Source organism: Pseudomonas sp. 15A4, from assembly GCF_016925575.1.
In the GTDB taxonomy this organism is placed as follows: Bacteria; Pseudomonadota; Gammaproteobacteria; order Pseudomonadales; family Pseudomonadaceae; genus Aquipseudomonas.
Window position 1 is genome coordinate 5,062,629 of record NZ_CP068986.1, and the last position, 17,843, is coordinate 5,080,471.

A 17,843-nucleotide genomic window follows, 5' to 3' on the forward strand; every position below is an offset into this window, starting at 1 on the left:
GGAAGCAAAAGGACGACCGAAACATGATCCAGTCCCTGGAAGCACACCGGACGAGCCCTGTGTCATGGACCCCATCAAGCTCGCACCGCGGTAAAAAGCAGCACGCTGAAACAAAAAAAGCCGCACTAGGCGGCTTTCTTTCGCCCCTCAACACCCGAGGCGTTGCGAGACTTGTAACTGGTGCGGACGGAGAGACTCGAACTCTCACACCTTTCGGCGCTGGAACCTAAATCCAGTGTGTCTACCAATTCCACCACATCCGCGTTTTGAAGCGCTTAAAGCAAAGGCGCCAGATCAAAAATCTGGCGCCTTTTCGAATATGGGGTGGACGAAGGGGATCGAACCCTCGACAACGGGAGTCACAATCCCGTGCTCTACCAACTGAGCTACGCCCACCATATTGCGTTGTAACCGACGCACTCAAACTGAATGCTACTTGTGCCAAAGCTGCCTAATGGCGCACCCGGCAGGACTCGAACCTGCGACCATCCGCTTAGAAGGCGGATGCTCTATCCAGCTGAGCTACGGGCACTTATTTCATTTGCCTTCATGAGACTGCAAATTAAGAGCTTTCAATCACGCTGAGCCGATCTTAACTCTACCTGACTTATTCAACCTTTCGACCTGATCTACCGCTTCCGGCTTATCCTGTGTGGGGTTGTGCCCGACAAGTGCGACGAATCTTATAGACGGCCCAAAAGGTCGTCAACACTTTTTTCTAAAAAATTCAGTTAATTAAAGGGCTTAGCTTATTAACCGGACCAACCGTCTTTGCCCTTGGGTCAGGTCATGCGAGAATGCGCGCTCTTTTTCCCTCCCCTTCCGATGGTTAATCACGCGTAATGACTGCAAAACTAATAGACGGCAAAGCGATCGCAGCCAACCTGCGCCAGCGGATCGCTCAACGAGTCGCCCAGCGTCGCGAGCAAGGCCTGCGCACGCCAGGCCTCGCGGTGATTCTGGTTGGCAGCGACCCGGCCTCTCAGGTTTACGTCTCGCACAAACGCAAAGACTGCGAAGAGGTCGGCTTCATCTCCCAGGCCTATGACCTGCCCAGTGAAACCACCCAGACCGAACTGACCGATCTGATCGACCGCCTCAATGACGATCCGGCCATCGACGGCATCCTGCTGCAACTGCCGCTGCCCGAGCATCTGGAATCTTCCAGCCTGCTGGAGCGCATCCGCCCGGATAAAGACGTCGACGGCTTCCACCCCTACAACGTGGGTCGTCTGGCCCAGCGCATTCCACTGCTGCGGCCCTGCACACCCAAAGGCATCATGACCCTGCTTGAAAGCACCGGTGTCGATCTGTACGGCAAGGACGCGGTCGTGGTGGGTGCTTCCAACATCGTCGGTCGTCCGATGGCGATGGAGCTGCTGCTGGCGGGCTGCACCGTAACCGTGACCCATCGCTTCACCCAGGATCTGGCCGGACACGTCGGGCGCGCCGATCTGGTGGTCGTGGCAGCGGGCAAGCCGGGCCTGGTCAAGGGCGAGTGGATCAAGGAAGGCGCCATCGTCATCGATGTCGGCATCAACCGTCAGGATGACGGCAAGCTGGTGGGCGATGTCGTGTACGAAACCGCCCTGCCCCGCGCCGGCTGGATCACGCCGGTGCCAGGCGGCGTCGGCCCGATGACCCGCGCCTGCCTGCTGGAAAACACGCTGTACGCGGCTGAAACGCTGCACGGCTGATTTCCCAAGCCTGAGCCCCAAAGCGCGCACATGAAAAACGGCACCCGAGGGTGCCGTTTTTTATGGGCCGAACGTAGAAGCGTGCAGCTTACTTCTTCGCGGCTTCCCAGCTCTTCAAGAGGTCCGAGTAAGCGATGGTTTCGCCCTTCGGTTTCTCGTTGGCCAGTTTGCGTTGTGGCGCGAGGAATGCACCGTTGCTCTTCTCGGCTTTGGTGTACCACTCTTCGGCCGAGGTTTCCGGGTTCATCTTCGGCGCGCAACCGCTTGGTTCCTGAACCTTGGAGCGCTCGATGCGGGTCATGATTGCATCCTGATCCTTGGCCAGACCGTCGAGGGCCGCTTGCGCGCTTTTCTCGCCGGTAACGGCTTCAGCCACGTGACTCCACCACAACTGAGCCAACTTCGGATAATCCGGAACGTTGGTGCCGGTTGGCGACCATTGCACACGGGCCGGGCTGCGGTAGAACTCGACCAGACCACCGAGTTTCGGCGCCAGGGCGGTCATCTCTTTGGAGTTGATGTCCGATTCACGAATCGGCGTCAGGCCCACGATGGTTTTCTTCAGCGAGACGGACTTCGATGTCACGAACTGCGCGTAGAGCCAGGCGGCCAGGCGTTTCTTCTCTTCGGTGGACTTGAGGAAGGTCCAGGAGCCCACGTCCTGATAACCCAGCTTCATGCCCTCTTTCCAGTAAGGACCCTTAGGCGATGGCGCCATCCGCCATTTCGGCGTGCCGTCGGCGTTCATGACCGGCAGACCTGGCTTGGTCATGTCAGCGGTGAAAGCGGTGTACCAGAAGATCTGCTGTGCGACGTTACCCTGGGACGGCACCGGACCGGACTCGGAGAAGGTCATGCCTGCCGCTTCAGGCGGCGCGTAGGCCTTGAGCCAGTCGATGTACTTCTGAGTGGCGTACACAGCGGCCGGGCCGTTGGTGTCGCCGCCGCGGGTGATGCTCGAACCGACCGGGTGGCACGCTTCAACACGAATGCCCCACTCGTCGACCGGCAGACCATTGGGCAAGCCTTTGTCGCCACTGCCGGCCATGGAGAACCAGGCATCGGTGAAGCGCCAGCCCAGGGACGGGTCTTTCTTGCCGTAGTCCATGTGGCCGTAGACTTTCTTGCCGTCGAGTTCCTTGACGTCTTCGCTGAAGAACTTGGCGATGTCTTCATAGGCGGACCAGTTCACCGGCACGCCCAGCTCATAGCCGTATTTGGCCTTGAATTTCTCTTTCAGGTCAGGACGGTCAAACCAGTCGGCGCGGAACCAGTACAGGTTGGCAAATTGCTGGTCAGGCAGTTGGTAAAGCTTGCCGTCCGGCGCGGTGGTAAAGGACGTACCGATGAAGTCCTTGAGGTCAAGCGTCGGAGAAGTGACTTTCGCCCCTTCCGGGCTGGCCATCAGGTCCGTCAGGGACATCGCCTTGCCGTAGCGGAAGTGCGTACCGATCAGGTCAGAGTCGTTGACCCAGCCGTCATAGATACTCTGGTTGGACTGCATGGCGGTCTGCAGCTTCTCGATCACGTCGCCTTCCTGCAGCAGGTCGTGAGTGACCTTGATGCCGGTGATTTCGGTAAACGCCTTGGCCAGGGTTTTGGATTCGTATTCATGGGTGGTCAAGGTTTCGGAAACCACCTTGATGTCCATGCCGCGGAACGGCTCGGCGGCCTTGATGAACCACTCCAGCTCCTTGAGTTTCTCGGCATCGGAGAGCGTGCTCGGCTTGAACTCGCTGTCGGCCCATTTCTTCGCGGCATCCTCGTACTGATCGGCCCAGGCTGACACGCTCAAACCACTGAGCACTACCATCGTTGCTACCGTCACACTATGTCGCAGCTTGTTTTTCTTATTGAACATAGACACCTCTTGTGTTGAATCTTATGTGATCCCGCGTTTCAACCTTCGTCATTCGCTTGCAGCAGGGGTACGTCTGCCCCCTGCTGGCAAAACCTTTTCAACCCCAACGCATCACCACCAACAGCCAGACCAGGGACAACCCGGAGGCCACCCAGATATCCCAGCTCGTCGCGCCGATGACCAGCAGATGCAAGTAGGCACTTCCGAGCAGGCCAATGAACAGACGATCGCCGCGCGTCGTGGCGATCGGCAGAAACCCACGCCGCTCAATGCTCGCCGAACGCAGTTCCCAGGCCGTCATCGCTACCAGGATCGCAGCGATGGACGCAAAGAAAATAGCAGTTGGCAGGGTCCAGGACATCCACTCCATTTTTCGACTCCTCAGACACGACCAAGAGCAAAGCCCTTGACCACGTGATTACGAACGAACCAGATCACCAGCATGCCCGGCAGAATGGTCAACACCCCCGCCGCCGCCAGCACCCCCAATCAATCCCCGACGCTGAAACAGTCCGGGTCATGACCGCCGCGATCGGCTTGGCATTGACCGAGGTGAGCGTGCGCGCCAGCAGCAACTCGACCCAGGAGAACATGAAGCAGAAGAACGCCGTCACACCGATGCCCGAGCCAATCAGCGGGATGAAAATCTTGCCGAAGAACTTGGGAAAGCTATAGCCGTCGATGTAAGCCGTTTCGTCAATTTCCTTGGGAACCCCGGACATGAAGCCTTCCAGAATCCACACCGCCAGCGGCACGTTGAACAGGCAGTGCGCCAACGCTACCGCAATGTGCGTGTCGAACAGGCCGATGGACGAATACAGCTGGAAGAACGGCAGCAGGAAAACCGCAGGTGGTGCCATCCGATTGGTCAGGAGCCAGAAGAACAGGTGTTTGTCGCCGAGGAAACGATAGCGTGAAAACGCGTAGGCCGCAGGCAATGCGACGCTCAGCGATATCACCATATTCAGGCAGACGTAATACAGCGAGTTGATGTAGCCGCTGTACCAGCTTTCGTCGGTGAAGATCACCTTGTAGTTCGCCAGCGTGAAGTCCTGTGGGAACAGGGTCAGGCCGCCGAGGATTTCGGTGTTGGTCTTGAACGACATGTTGACCAGCCAGTAGATCGGCACCAGCAGAAACAGCAGGTAGATCCACAGCGGTATGAGCTTTTTGAACGACACTTTCTCGCGCTTGTTCATGGGCGCTCCTCAGTTCTTTTCGCTGTGGGTCATGGCGGTGTAGAACACCCACGACACCAACAGAATGATCAGGAAATACACCAGCGAGAACGCTGCCGCAGGGCCCAGGTCGAACTGGCCCAGCGCCATGGTCGTCAGGGTCTGGCTGAGGAAGGTCGTCGAGTTGCCCGGACCGCCACCGGTGAGTACGAACGGCTCGGTGTAGATCATGAAGCTGTCCATGAAGCGCAGCATCACCGCGATCAGCAGCACGCTCTTCATCTTCGGCAGCTGGATGTGTCGGAACACCGCCCAGTTCGACGCCCGATCAATACGCGCCGCCTGGTAGTACACGTCCGGAATGGCGCGCAGACCCGAATAGCACAGCAACGCCACCAGCGAGGTCCAGTGCCAGACGTCGATGACCAGCACGGTCACCCAGGCGTCCGACGCGTTGGCCGCGTAGTTGTAGCTGATGCCCAGCACATCGTTGAGGATCCAGCCCAGCAGACCGATGTCGCCACGGCCGAAGATCTGCCAGATGGTGCCGACCACGTTGAAGGGGATCAGCAGCGGAATGGTCATGACGATCAGGCACACCGACGACCAGCGTCCCTTGGTCGGCATGGTCAGGGCGATGCCGATGCCCAGCGGGATTTCGATCAGCAGCACGCAGGCGGAGTAGATGAACTGGCGCAGCAGGGAGTCATGCAGGCGCGGGTCCTGCAGCACTTGCCGGAACCAGTCGGCGCCGACGAAGTAACGGCTGGACTGGTCGAAGATGTCCTGCACCGAATAGTTGACCACGGTCATCATCGGAATGATGGCGCTGAACGCCACCAGCAGGAACACCGGTAGCACCAGCCACCAGGCCTTGTTGTTTTGCACTTTAGTCATGGGACACCTCGCTGGCCGACAGTGTGTTCGTCGCGGCCTCCAGCAGAAATTCATCGGCGTAGAGCATCAGCCATTGCGCAGGGAAACTGACCCAGGCCTGACCCTGAGGCACGGGTTTGTCTTCCTGCAGGCGTACTTTCAACAGTTGGCCGGCCAGCTTGAGGGTGAGGATCTTGTAGGTCCCCAGGTCCTCGACGTAGGTGACTTCAGCCTGCATGGCGTCATCCACCGGGCCGTCCCAGACGTGCACGAACTCGGGACGAATCCCGACTTTCAACGTGCTCCATTTAGTGGCTGCCAAGCGCTGCTGCAAGGCGTCGGACAACGGCAGATGAATCCCGCCAAAGCCCACCCCGCCCGCTTCAGGCTTGACCTCGATGAGGTTCATGCCGGGGCTGCCGATGAAGTAGCCGACGAAGGTGTGGTGCGGCTTTTCAAACAGTTCGCGGGGGTGCCGAACTGGACGATCTGGCCGCCGTACATCACCGCAATCTTGTCGGCGAAGGTCGATGCCTCCAGCTGATCGTGGGTGACATAGACCATGGTGATGTTGAACTGCTCGTGAATCTGCTTGAGCTTGCGGCGCAGTTTCCACTTCAGGTGCGGGTCGATCACAGTGAGCGGTTCGTCGAACAGAATCGCTGACACGTCATCGCGAACCAGCCCGCGGCCCATGGAGACTTTCTGCTTTTCGTCAGCGGTGAGGCCTTTGGCTTTCTTCCTCAGCAACGGCTGCAGATCCAGCACGTCGGCGATTTCCTGCACCTTGATCTTGACTTTCGCTTCCGGCATGCCCTGATTGCGCAGCGGAAAGGCGAGGTTGTCGTACACCGTCATGGTGTCGTAGACCACCGGAAACTGGAAAACCTGAGCGATGTTGCGCTCTTCCGGCGACATGTCGTTGACCACGGTGGTGTCGAACAGGACCTTGCCTTCAGAAGGGCTGAGCAGGCCGGAGATGATATTGAGCAGGGTCGATTTGCCACAGCCGGACGGGCCGAGCAAGGCATACGCGCCGCCCTGCTCCCAGATGTGGGTCATTTCACGGATGGCATAGTCTTCAGGGCCGGTCGGATTGGCGCTGTAGCTGTGCGCGAGTTGTTGCAAGCGGATCTCGGCCATCAGGCAACCCTCGCCATGCGCAGGCCCGGCGCCTGAATCAGGCCGCCCTGCTGATCGAATACGAACAGTTTGTGAGTCGGGATGTACACGCGAATCGGCGTGTCCACGTCGTACTCATGGACGCCCGGCAGATGCAGCACCAGCGAGAAGTGCTCGTTGCGCACGTGCAGGAAGGTTTCCGAACCACTGATCTCGGCGAGCTCGACGGTGACCGCCAGCTCGAGGTCGTCGTCGTTGGAAGGCACCAGGCTCAGGTGGCTCGGGCGCACGCCAAAGCGGTACTCGCCGTCGCCGATGGTGCGCAGGTCGACGTTCAGCGGAAAGTGCACGAAGTTGGCGAAGCTCACTTCGTTGCCTTCGATGCGGCCTGGCATCAGGTTGATCGGCGGCTCGGAGAACAGCTCGGCGGCCAGCACGGTTTTCGGCTGGTGATACACCTCGGGCGTACGGCCGCTCTGAATCACGCGACCTTCGTGCAGAATCGTGGTGGTCCCGCCCAGCGCCAGCGCTTCGTTCGGCTCGGTGGTGGCGTAGATAGCAATGGTGTTGCGCGTCTCGAACAGCTGACGCATTTCCTGACGCAGCTCTTCGCGCAGCTTGTAGTCCAGATTGACCAGTGGCTCATCGAACAGGATCAGTTCGGCGTCCTTGACCAGTGCCCGCGCCATGGCCGTGCGCTGCTGCTGGCCGCCGGACAATTCGAGGGGGTGGCGGCTGAGGAATTTTTCGATGCGCAGCATCTTCGCGGTTTCGCGAACGCGGCGGTCGATTTCGTCCTTCGACATCTTGGCCTGGCGCAGCGGCGAGGCGATGTTGTCGTAGACGGTCATGCTCGGATAGTTGATGAACTGCTGATAAACCATGGAAACGTTGCGATGACGCACCGCGACCTGGGTGACATCTTTGCCATTCATCAGTACCCGGCCGCTGTCTGGCTTGTCCAGACCGGCCATCAAGCGCATCAGGCTGGTTTTGCCTGATAAGGTGCGCCCCAGCAATACGTTGAATGAGCCGGGTTCAAAGCTCAGCGAAGCATCGTCGATCCAGATCTGACCGTCGACGGCGCGGCTGACGTGCTCAAGCGTGAGAGACATGGCGTGCCCTTTTTATTTGTTTTGTTCGGGGTGTTGCGTGTGTGCCGTATGGCAGGCCGTGACATCCGTTGACCGATTGTGCTGACCGCTTGTTGGATAGCGACAATCGTGCCAACCGGCCTGCTCCGGCGCTTTCTGGCTGAAATGCGCGGACTAGAGCGGTGGTGACAATTTGCCGCAAAGATCGGCATTCGTAGATGAACATAAATGAACAGGAAAGGCTGAACACCTGAACAAAATGAACATTGACTTTGAACAATCCTGAACAACAATGGGTGGACGTTTTCGAGCAGGGATGCTCTGCCTAGCGGCATCTCGACAACAATAAATAAAAAGTACTCGGACGGAGCCATTTCATGGCCACAGCAGGCGCATCCCCCAGCCACGACACCATCATTCAGGACTCGTGGGCCCGTTGCCGCGAGTTCGGCCTCGACCACCAGTCACGGCCGTCCTTTGGCCGCCTGCCCGATCAGCAGGTTTCGCAACTGCTCGAGCGCCATCATTCACTGGTGCAGACCACCCATCAGCAGGTGCTGCCCTTCTACGAGAACATCCTGAGCAATTCCAATTGCCTGATTCTGCTCGCCGATCATCAGGGCCAAGTGCTCAATTCCTGGGGCAACAAGCGCTTCGTCGAGCCAGATCAACAACCGGGTTTCGTCGCCGGGGCCAGCTGGCTGGAGCAAGGCGCCGGCACCAATGCCATTGGCACGGCCCTGGCGTGTGAACAGGCTGTTCACATTGAACACGATGAACACTTTCTCAAGGCCAACCGTTTCATGACCGGGTCGGCGGCGCCGATTTTTGATGCGTCGCGGCGGATGATCGCAGTGCTCGATGTGTCCAGCGACAGCTTCCTGCCGCCCTCCCACACCCTTGGGATGGTCAAGATGATGGGCCAGACCATCGAAAACCGGTTGATCCTCGACCAATTTCAGCACAGCCATTTCCAGCTGGTGTTCAATACCGGCCTGAACAACCTCGACAGCCAGTGGGCCGGGCTGCTGGTGTTCGACGAAAGCGGCCGGGTGCTCTGTGCCAACCGCCGCGCCGACAACCTTTTGGGCGTCAGCCTGCTCAACGCCAACATCGAAAACCTGTTCAAGGCGCCGATCGCCGACCTGCTTGATCAACCGGAAGGCCAGCCTTTCCCGCTTCAGGCCTCTGGCCACAACCGTTTTCATTGCGTGCTGAAGCGGCCGAAGGCGCCGGTGCTCAAGCTCAGAACGGTACCGGTGCCAATTCCGGTGCAAGCACCGGTTGTGTCACGGTCGGTCACCGTTGGCGCCATTGAGCCAGGGCTGGGTGATGAGCGGGTTGAGAAAGCCGCGCGCCAAGGTCAGCGACTGCTGGAGAAGAACGTTCCGCTGTTGATCCTCGGCGAAACAGGCGTAGGCAAGGAAGTGTTCGTCAAGGCCCTGCACCGTGCCAGCTCCCGCGCCGATCAGCCCATGATTGCCGTGAACTGCGCGGCGATCCCGTCGGAACTGGTCGAGGCCGAGTTGTTTGGCTATGAAAAAGGCGCGTTCACCGGCGCCCACCATAAAGGCAGCATCGGGCTCATCCGCAAGGCCGACAAAGGCACGCTGTTCCTCGACGAAATCGGCGACATGCCGCTGCCGGTTCAGGCGCGCTTGCTGCGGGTGTTGCAGGAACGGTGCGTGCAACCGGTGGGCAGCAGCGAGTTGTACCCGGTGGACATCCGGGTGATTTCAGCGACCCATTGTTCACTGCGCGAGCATGTGCAGAACGGGCGGTTTCGTCAGGATTTGTACTACCGCATCAGCGGCCTGAACCTGGAGTTGCCGCCGTTGCGGGATCGCAGAGATAAGCCCGCGCTGGTGCGTGCCATTTGGGAGCAGCACCGCGAACCGCAGCAGACCGCGGGGTTTGAGCCGCAGGTGATGGAGTTGTTCGAACGGCACCCGTGGCCGGGGAACCTGCGGCAGTTGAGCAACGTGATTCAGGTGGCGTTGGCGCTCGCCGACGATCAGCCAATTTCCACCGAGCATCTGCCGGAAGACTTTTTGCGGACCTGGCGATGGGCTGCGAGCGCGTCGAGCCCGAGACAGTGCTCAACCGCAAGGCTGCGCTGGACACGCCGGAGGAACTGAGTGAGCTGTTGCAGGCCGCGGGCGGGAATATCTCGCAGCTGGCGAAGCGGCTGGGGGTAAGCCGGAATACGCTGTACAAGCGACTGCGGGAACAGGGGTTTTGAAGGCTTAGATGGTTCCCACGCTCCGCATGGCAACCCGCCGATGACGCTCCGCGTCAAATTAGACGCGGAGCGTCAGACGAGGTATTCCCACGCAGAGCGTGGGAACGATCGTCATCAACCGTGTGCGCGGCTGATCAATCCGTCAGCCGCCATGTCGTGCTGCCTTTGCTGTCTTCCAGCACCACGCCCATGGCGGTGAGTTGATCGCGGATGCGGTCGCCTTCAGCCCAGTTCTTGTCAGTGCGCGCCTGCAGGCGTGCGGCAATCAAGGCTTCGACTTCGGCAGCATCCACACGACCTTCGGCGCCGGCGCGCAGGAAGTCGTCGGCTTCCAGTTGCAACACACCCAGCACACTGGCCAGTTCCTTCAAGCGCGCCGCCAGACCTGCCGCTGCGTTGACATCGCTGTCGCGCAGACGGTTGATCTCGCGAACCATCTCAAACAGCACGGCGCACGCTTCCGGCGTGCCGAAGTCGTCGTTCATCGCCGCCGAAAAACGCTCGACGTACGCTTCGCCACCCGCAGGCTCCGCGACCGGCAGCCCCTTGAGCGCGTGATAGAAACGCTCCAGCGCGCCTTTGGATTCCTTCAGGCTGTCTTCGGAATAGTTGATCGCGCTGCGGTAGTGGCTCGACACCAACAGGTAACGCACCACTTCCGGGTGGTATTTATCCAGCACGTCGCGAATGGTGAAGAAGTTGTTCAAGGACTTGGACATCTTCTCGCCATTGATGCGGATCATGCCGCAATGCAGCCAGGCGTTGGCGTAGGTCTTGCCGGTCGCGGCTTCGCTCTGGGCAATCTCGTTTTCGTGGTGCGGGAATTCGAGGTCGCTGCCGCCGCCATGAATGTCGAAGGTCTCACCCAGGCAGCAGGTGGACATCACCGAGCACTCGATGTGCCAGCCCGGACGCCCTGCGCCCCACGGCGATTCCCAGCTCGGCTCACCCGGCTTGACGCCTTTCCACAGCACGAAGTCCAGCGGGTCGTCCTTGGCTTCGTCGACCTCGATCCGCGCACCGATGCGCAGGTCTTCGATCTTCTTGCGCGACAGCTTGCCGTAACCGAGGAATTTGCCGACGCGGTAGTACACGTCGCCATTGCCCGGTGCGTAGGCATAGCCCTTGTCGATCAGGCGCTGGATCATGTCATGCATGCCGCCGATGTAATCGGTGGCACGCGGCTCCATGTCCGGCTTGAGGATGTTCAGGCGCGCTTCGTCCTCGTGCATCGCGTCGATCATGCGCGCGGTCAGGGCATCGAAGGCCTCACCGTTTTCACGGGCGCGGTTGATGATCTTGTCGTCGATGTCGGTGATGTTGCGCACGTAGGTCAGGTCGTAGCCGCTGAAACGCAGCCAGCGGGTGACGACGTCGAACGCCACCATGCTGCGGCCGTGGCCCAGGTGGCAGTAGTCGTACACGGTCATCCCGCAGACGTACATGCGCACCTTGTTGCCATCCAGCGGTTTGAAGACTTCTTTGCTCTTGCTGAGCGTGTTGTAGATAGAAAGCACGTTGCCTACCTTAGCTCCACGAATCGCGGAGCGTCACAGTCCGGTTAAAGACCGGATGACCGGGTTTCGAGTCCTTCAGATCCGCGCAGAAATAGCCTTCGCGTTCGAACTGGAAACGGTCTTCCGGCTGAGCGTCAGCCAACGACGGTTCAGCGCGACAACCGGTCAACACCTGCAGGGAGCCTGGGTTGATGTTGTCCAGGAAGGTCTTGCCCTCTTCTGCTTTCTCAGGGTTTGCCGACAGGAACAGACGGTCGTACAAACGCACTTCGCATTCGATGCTTTCGGCTGCCGGCACCCAGTGCACAACGCCTTTGACCTTGCGGCCTTCAGGGTTCTTGCCCAGGGTTTCCGGGTCGTAGGAGCAACGCAGCTCGACAATGTTGCCGTCGGCGTCTTTGATCGCTTCGTCGGCGCGAATCACGTAGCTTCCACGCAGGCGCACTTCGCCGTTGGGCTCCAGACGCTTGTAGCCTTTCGGCGGCTCTTCCATGAAGTCGTCGCGGTCGATGTAGATCTCGCGGGAGAACGGCAGCTTGCGCACGCCGAGCTCTTCCTTCTGCGGATGGCGCGGCAGTTCGAGGTGGTCGACCTGGCCTTCCGGGTAATTGGTGATCACGACTTTCAGCGGACGCAGCACGCACATGGCGCGCGGGGCGTTGTGGTCCAGGTCCTGACGGATGCTGAATTCCAGCATGCCGAAATCGACCACGCCGTCGGAACGGTTGGTGCCGATCATTTCGCAGAAATTGCGGATCGACGCCGGGGTGTAACCGCGACGGCGGAAGCCCGAGAGCGTCGACATGCGCGGATCGTCCCAGCCATGCACGTGCTTTTCATCGACCAGTTGCTTGAGCTTGCGCTTGCTGGTGATGGTGTAGTTCAGGTTCAGGCGCGAGAACTCGTACTGGCGCGGCTTGCACGGCACCGGCAAGTTGTCGAGGAACCACTCGTAGAGCGGGCGATGGCTCTCGAATTCCAAAGTGCAGATCGAATGGGTGATGCCTTCGATGGCGTCCGATTGACCGTGGGTGAAATCGTAAATCGGGTAGATGCACCACTTGTCACCGGTCTGGTGGTGGTGGGCGTGACGAATGCGGTAGAGGATCGGATCGCGCAGGTTCATGTTCGGCGACGCCATGTCGATCTTGGCGCGCAGTACGCGGGCGCCGTCTTCGAACTCGCCGGCTTTCATGCGGCTGAACAGGTCGATGTTCTCTTCGACGCTGCGATCGCGAAACGGGCTGTTCTTGCCCGGCTCGGTCAGGGTGCCGCGGTATTCGCGGGCCTGCTCGGGGGTCAGGTCATCGACATAGGCCTTGCCCGTCTCGATGAGATGGACCGCCCAGGCGTACAGCTGGTCGAAGTATTGCGAGGCATAACGCACTTCGCCGGACCACTCGAAGCCCAGCCATTTGACGTCGGCTTCGATGGCATCGATGTATTCCTGGTCTTCCTTCGCCGGATTGGTGTCGTCGAAGCGCAGATGCGTGACGCCGCCAAATTCCTGAGCCAGACCAAAGTTGACGCAGATCGACTTGGCATGACCGATGTGCAGGTAGCCGTTGGGCTCCGGCGGGAAGCGGGTCACGATCTGGGTGTGCTTGCCCGAATCCAGGTCTGCCTGCACGATGGGGCGCAGGAAGTTGGTTGGAATGGCAGGGCCTGCCTTGGAATTCGCAGCGGCATCTTGAGTGGGCTTGCTCATAGGATCCTTGTACGGGTCGCGGCCAGGAAGGCCGGTTAAATCAAAGCGCCTATCATAGCCGAAGCTGTCAAGCCCCTGACAGCGCGCTGTGACAAAACTGCCGAGATGGACGTGTACCTAGCGAGAACCGCCGGGGCAATCGCAACTACCCGAGCGACGGCGACCCTCTGTAAACTGCGCGCCTGGTGTGATCAAAGGAACAGGCCTCGCACCCCGATGGCCGACTGCTGCGATCACCGCCCCTCACCACAGACTTCAAAGAGCGAGCTGACCATGTCGAAAGTAAAGCTGACCACCAACTACGGTGAAATCGTTCTGCAACTGAACGCAGAGAAGGCGCCGCTCACCGTCGCCAACTTCATCGAATACGTCAAAGCCGGTCACTACGAAAACACCGTATTCCACCGCGTGATCGGCAACTTCATGATCCAGGGCGGCGGCTTCGAGCCGGGCATGAAAGAGAAGAAAGACAAGCGCCCGAGCATCCAGAACGAAGCCGGCAACGGCCTGCCGAACAAGAAGTACTCAGTGGCCATGGCCCGGACCATGGAGCCCCATTCAGCCTCGGCGCAGTTCTTCATCAACGTTGCCGACAACGACTTCCTCAACCACAGCGCCAAGACCGTGCAGGGCTGGGGTTACGCCGTGTTCGCTGAAGTCATCGAAGGCACTGAGGTGGTCGACAAGATCAAGGGCGTCGCCACCACGTCCAAGGCGGGTCATCAAGACGTGCCGGCTGACGACGTGATCATCGAGAAAGCCGAGATCGTTGAGTGATATTGCTGATCTCCGATCTGCACCTGGAGGAGAGACGCCCGGACATTACCCGGGCGTTTCTCGGTCTGCTGAATGGGCGCGCTCGTGGGGCCGAGTCGCTGTACATCCTCGGGGACTTTTTCGAGGCCTGGATTGGCGATGACGCCATGTCGCCCTTTCAGCGCTCGATTTGCCAGGCGCTGCGTACGCTGAGCGACAGCGGCACGCGGGTGTTCCTGATGCATGGCAATCGCGACTTCATGATCGGTCAGGGGTTTTGCAAAGCGGCGGGCTGTACGCTGCTCAAGGACCCGAGCGTCGTGAATTTCAACGGCGAACCGGTGCTGCTGATGCACGGCGACAGCCTGTGTACGCGGGACGAAGCCTACATGCGTATGCGCCGTTACCTGCGCCATCCGCTGACGCTGTGGGTGCTGCGGCATCTGCCGTTGAGCACACGGCACAAGCTGGCGCGCAAGCTACGCAGCGAAAGCCGTGCGCAGACGCGGATGAAGGCCAGCGACATTGTCGACGTCACGCCCGAAGAAGTGCCACGGGTGATGAACGAGTCTGGCGTGAAGACGCTGATTCATGGTCACACCCATCGGCCTGCGGTTCACGACCTTCAACTGGGTGAGACCACGGCGCAGCGCATCGTGCTGGGGGACTGGGATCGTGAGGGGTGGTTGCTGCAGATCGATGAATCGGGCTTTCATCTGGAGTCGTTTGCGTTTGAGGCCTGACAGTCCGACGATTGTCCGACGGGGAACCTGTGGGAGCGAGCTTGCTCGCGAAAAGGCCGGTACATCCGCTGAATCTTCAGCGGCTGAAATGCCGTCTTCGTGAGCAAGCTCACTCCCACAAGTATCGTGTTTGACGCCAACAGCGCGGCGTCAATCAATGCCCTCCCCAGGCGCCGCCTTCGCGGTAAACGGCGGTTTAGCCAGCCAGATGATCAGGATCAGCGACAGGAAGATCCAACCCATCATGTAGAAATAGTCCACCGTGGACATCATGTAGGCCTGACTGGTCACCATCGAATCGAGCTGTGCATACGCCTGATTGCTCGCCCCGCCCAGGGTCTCCAGCGCATGCCGCGTTGTCGGCTCGTAGGCGTTCACGTTTTCGCTCAGATACGCATGATGCTGATTGGCGCGGCGGATCCAGATCCAGGTGGTCAACGACGCTGCGAAGCTGCCGCCCAGGTTACGCAGGAACGTCGCCAGCCCCGAGCCGTCGGCAATCTGCGACGGCGGCAGGTCCGACAGCAGGATGCTCAAGGTCGGCATGAAGAACAGCGCCACGCCTGCCCCCATGAACAACTGCACCAGCGCGATGTGGGTGAAATCCACCTGACTGGTGAAATCCGCACGCATGAAGCAGCTCAGGCCGATCGCCAGAAACGCCAGACCGGCCAGCAGACGCAAGTCGAACTTATGCGCGTAACGTCCCACAAAGGGCGACATCAGCACTGGCAGCACGCCCAGTGGCGCCACCGCCAGCCCTGCATAGGTCGCCGTGTAACCCATCTGCGTTTGCAGCCACTGCGGCAGGATCAGGTTGATCCCGAAGAACCCCGCATAGCCCGCCACCAGACAGATCGTCCCGTAGCGAAAGTTGCGGAACGCAAACAGCCGCAGGTTGACCACGGGATGGTCATCGGTCATTTCCCAGATGACAAATGCCGCCAGGCCAATCGCCGAAATCGCCGAACCGATAATGATGAAATTCGACTCGAACCAGTCCAGGTCGTTGCCTTTGTCGAGCACGATCTGCAACGCGCCCACGCCGATGATCAGCGTGATAAGCCCCACGTAGTCCATGGGCTGGCGACTGGTGCTGACCGGTCGCGTGGCCATCTGCTGACGCACCACGAACGCCGCGAACAGACCGATCGGCACGTTGATGAAAAAGATCCACGGCCAGCTGTAACTGTCGGTGATCCAGCCGCCAAGAATCGGCCCGGCAATCGGCGCCACAACCGTCACCATCGCCAGCAATGCCAATGCCATCCCCCGTTTCGCAGGAGGATATACGGCAATCAGGAGCGTCTGTGTCATCGGGTACAACGGCCCGGCGACCATGCCCTGCAGTACCCGAAAGCCCACCAGCTCAGGCATCGAGGTGGAAATGCCGCAGAGGAACGAGGCAGTCACGAACAGCAACGTCGCCCACAGAAACAGCTTCACCTCACCGAAGCGTCGGCTGAGCCAGCCGGTCAGCGGCAGCGCGATGGCGTTACTGACCGCGAACGAGGTGATGACCCAGGTGCCCTGCTCCGAACTCACACCGAGGTTGCCGGAAATGGTCGGCAAGGCCACGTTGGCGATGGTCGTGTCGAGCACTTGCATGAAAGTCGCCAGCGACAGGCCTATGGTGGTCAGCAACAGGCTTGGCGGCGTGAAAGAAGCGGGAGCGTTATTACTCATCGCGAATCCTTTGACACTCGAAGATCACCCCAGCCTGTACACACAGGCCGGGGCAGATGGATTGGCGAATCAGCGCAGGGCCGTCTTGCCGCTGGTTGACGCGCTGTTCTCATGGATCACGCGGGCAATCATCGTGTCGGCGTCGGCCAGTTGTTTGGCGTAGACATCGGTGGTGAACAGCGGCTGCTTCGGCGGTTGCTGCGCCAGCACCGGACCGCTCTGGTCGTGCAGGTTGACGTCAACGGTGGTCGACAGGCCTATGCGCAGCGGGTGCTTGGCCAGTTCGTCGGCGTTGATGTGAATCCGCACCGGCACACGCTGGACGATCTTGATCCAGTTACCGGTGGCGTTCTGCGCGGGCAGCAACGCAAACGCACTGCCGGTACCGGCGCCGACGCTGTCCACGGTGCCGCTGTATTTGATGTCGCCGCCGTACAGGTCTGCTTCAATGTCCACCGGCTGGCCGATGCGCATCTGGCCCAGCTGGGTTTCCTTGAAGTTGGCGTCGATCCACAGCTGGTCGAGGGGAATCACCGCCATCAGCGCAGTGCCCGGCTGAACCCGCTGGCCCAACTGCACGGTGCGCTTGGCGACGTAACCGGTGACCGGCGCAATCAGCGTACTGCGCGCGTTGCTCAGGTAGGCCTGGCGCAGTTGCGCGGCCGCCGATTTGACGTCCGGGTGCGAGGAAACCTGGGTGTCGTCCACCAGCGCGGTGCTGGTTGCCAACTGCTGCTGGATGTTGGTCAACGCGTTCTGCGCGGTGGTCAGGTCATCCTTGGCGTGGGACAGCTCTTCCTGGGAAATCGCCCCGCCCGCCGCCAGACTGCGACGACGGTTGTAGTTGTCCTGGGCTCTCTGCACTTCGGCGCGCTGGGCCGCCAGTTGCGCCTTCATGCCGTCGACGTTGCTGTACAAACCACGCACCTGACGCACCACTTTGGCCAGATTGGCTTCGGCACTTTGCAGCGCCACTTCGGCGTCATTCGGGTCGAACTGCACCAGTACCTGCCCCTCGCGGACCAAATCGCCGTCGTCGGCGCCGATGCTGACAACGGTGCCGGTGACTTGCGGGGTGATCTCCACGACGTTGCCGTTGACATAGGCGTCGTCGGTGCTCTCGCTCCAGCGACCATACATTTCGTACCAGGCCCAGACGCCAATCACGCCGAGCACCACGATCAGCAGCAAACCGAGCAGCAGCAACTTGCGCTTGCGCGGGTTTTTGGTCGGCGTGGTCTGCCCGGCGCCCTTCTCGGCTGGCTTGTCAGCGGCCTTGTCGGGCGCCGAAGCGTTGACGTCCTTTTGTTCGTTTTCAGCGTTGTTGTCGGTAGTGGCAGTGGCCATGACGATTACCTTAATG

11 protein-coding genes, 3 tRNA genes and 3 pseudogenes are annotated in these 17,843 nt (G+C 60.1%); 4 read left to right on the forward strand and 13 right to left on the reverse strand.

The annotated features are described in order from the left end of the window. Window positions 1–178: 178 nt before the first annotated feature. The 3 genes from JN403_RS22455 to JN403_RS22465 all read right to left on the reverse strand — a co-directional run bounded on the left by JN403_RS22455 (window position 179) and on the right by JN403_RS22465 (window position 532). A tRNA-Leu gene (locus tag JN403_RS22455) sits at window positions 179–263 on the reverse strand. Between the two features lie 57 nt (window positions 264–320). Beyond that, window positions 321–396 (reverse strand) — tRNA-His (locus JN403_RS22460). A gap of 59 nt (window positions 397–455) precedes the next feature. Continuing rightward, window positions 456–532: transfer RNA gene (locus JN403_RS22465), tRNA-Arg, on the reverse strand. 310 nt (window positions 533–842) lie between these two features. Here JN403_RS22465 and folD point away from each other — a divergent pair. Beyond that, the gene (folD, locus tag JN403_RS22470; RefSeq protein ID WP_205484364.1) at window positions 843–1,697 is read left to right on the forward strand and encodes a bifunctional methylenetetrahydrofolate dehydrogenase/methenyltetrahydrofolate cyclohydrolase FolD; all 855 of its coding nucleotides are present in this window, start codon (window positions 843–845) and stop codon (window positions 1,695–1,697) included. Window positions 1,698–1,785: 88 nt separating this feature from the next. Here folD and JN403_RS22475 read toward each other — a convergent pair whose 3' ends face one another. The 6 genes and pseudogenes from JN403_RS22475 to JN403_RS22500 all read right to left on the reverse strand — a co-directional run bounded on the left by JN403_RS22475 (window position 1,786) and on the right by JN403_RS22500 (window position 7,849). Beyond that, the gene (locus JN403_RS22475) at window positions 1,786–3,558 is read right to left on the reverse strand and encodes an ABC transporter substrate-binding protein (RefSeq protein WP_205484366.1); all 1,773 of its coding nucleotides are present in this window, start codon (window positions 3,556–3,558) and stop codon (window positions 1,786–1,788) included. A 97-nt stretch (window positions 3,559–3,655) separates the two neighbouring features. Then, a complete protein-coding gene (locus JN403_RS22480) occupies window positions 3,656–3,928 on the reverse strand; it encodes a DUF2160 domain-containing protein (protein ID WP_065986436.1) in 273 nt (90 codons plus the stop codon). A gap of 11 nt (window positions 3,929–3,939) precedes the next feature. Beyond that, window positions 3,940–4,739, reverse strand: a pseudogene (locus JN403_RS22485) (carbohydrate ABC transporter permease). Window positions 4,740–4,766: 27 nt separating this feature from the next. Then, window positions 4,767–5,633 carry a sugar ABC transporter permease gene (locus tag JN403_RS22490; RefSeq protein WP_122537610.1) on the reverse strand — a complete coding sequence of 289 codons (867 nt, stop codon included), beginning with the start codon at window positions 5,631–5,633 and terminating at the stop codon, window positions 4,767–4,769. Next, window positions 5,626–6,755, reverse strand: a pseudogene (locus tag JN403_RS22495) (ABC transporter ATP-binding protein). The gene JN403_RS22490 and the pseudogene JN403_RS22495 overlap by 8 nt, the downstream one beginning before the upstream one ends. Next, entirely contained in the window at window positions 6,755–7,849 is a 1,095-nt protein-coding gene (locus JN403_RS22500; protein ID WP_074892082.1) for an ABC transporter ATP-binding protein, read from the reverse strand. The pseudogene JN403_RS22495 and the gene JN403_RS22500 overlap by 1 nt, the downstream one beginning before the upstream one ends. 356 nt (window positions 7,850–8,205) lie before the next feature. Here JN403_RS22500 and JN403_RS22505 point away from each other — a divergent pair. Continuing rightward, a pseudogene (locus JN403_RS22505) lies at window positions 8,206–10,070 on the forward strand (sigma-54-dependent Fis family transcriptional regulator). Window positions 10,071–10,204: 134 nt separating this feature from the next. Here the strand turns inward: JN403_RS22505 and cysS are convergent. Together cysS and JN403_RS22515 are read right to left on the reverse strand one after the other, a co-directional pair. Beyond that, window positions 10,205–11,587: a cysteine--tRNA ligase gene (gene cysS / locus JN403_RS22510; protein WP_205484368.1), complete on the reverse strand. Its 1,383-nt coding sequence runs from the start codon at window positions 11,585–11,587 to the stop codon at window positions 10,205–10,207. 10 nt (window positions 11,588–11,597) lie between these two features. Next, window positions 11,598–13,295, reverse strand: a complete 1,698-nt coding sequence (locus tag JN403_RS22515; RefSeq protein ID WP_205484370.1) for a glutamine--tRNA ligase/YqeY domain fusion protein — start codon at window positions 13,293–13,295, stop codon at window positions 11,598–11,600. 273 nt (window positions 13,296–13,568) lie between these two features. Between JN403_RS22515 and JN403_RS22520 the strand changes: the two genes are divergently transcribed. Then, window positions 13,569–14,072 (forward strand): peptidylprolyl isomerase, encoded by a 504-nt coding sequence (locus JN403_RS22520; RefSeq protein ID WP_205484371.1) that lies wholly within the window; start codon window positions 13,569–13,571, stop codon window positions 14,070–14,072. After that, the gene (locus JN403_RS22525; protein ID WP_205484374.1) at window positions 14,069–14,794 is read left to right on the forward strand and encodes a UDP-2,3-diacylglucosamine diphosphatase; all 726 of its coding nucleotides are present in this window, start codon (window positions 14,069–14,071) and stop codon (window positions 14,792–14,794) included. Before JN403_RS22520 ends, JN403_RS22525 begins: the two co-directional genes overlap by 4 nt. 150 nt (window positions 14,795–14,944) lie before the next feature. On the opposite strand, the gene JN403_RS22530 is transcribed toward JN403_RS22525, so the two are convergent. Next, window positions 14,945–16,480 (reverse strand): DHA2 family efflux MFS transporter permease subunit, encoded by a 1,536-nt coding sequence (locus JN403_RS22530; RefSeq protein ID WP_205484376.1) that lies wholly within the window; start codon window positions 16,478–16,480, stop codon window positions 14,945–14,947. Window positions 16,481–16,549: 69 nt separating this feature from the next. After that, window positions 16,550–17,827: an HlyD family efflux transporter periplasmic adaptor subunit gene (locus tag JN403_RS22535; RefSeq protein ID WP_205484378.1), complete on the reverse strand. Its 1,278-nt coding sequence runs from the start codon at window positions 17,825–17,827 to the stop codon at window positions 16,550–16,552. Window positions 17,828–17,843 lie beyond the last annotated feature (16 nt).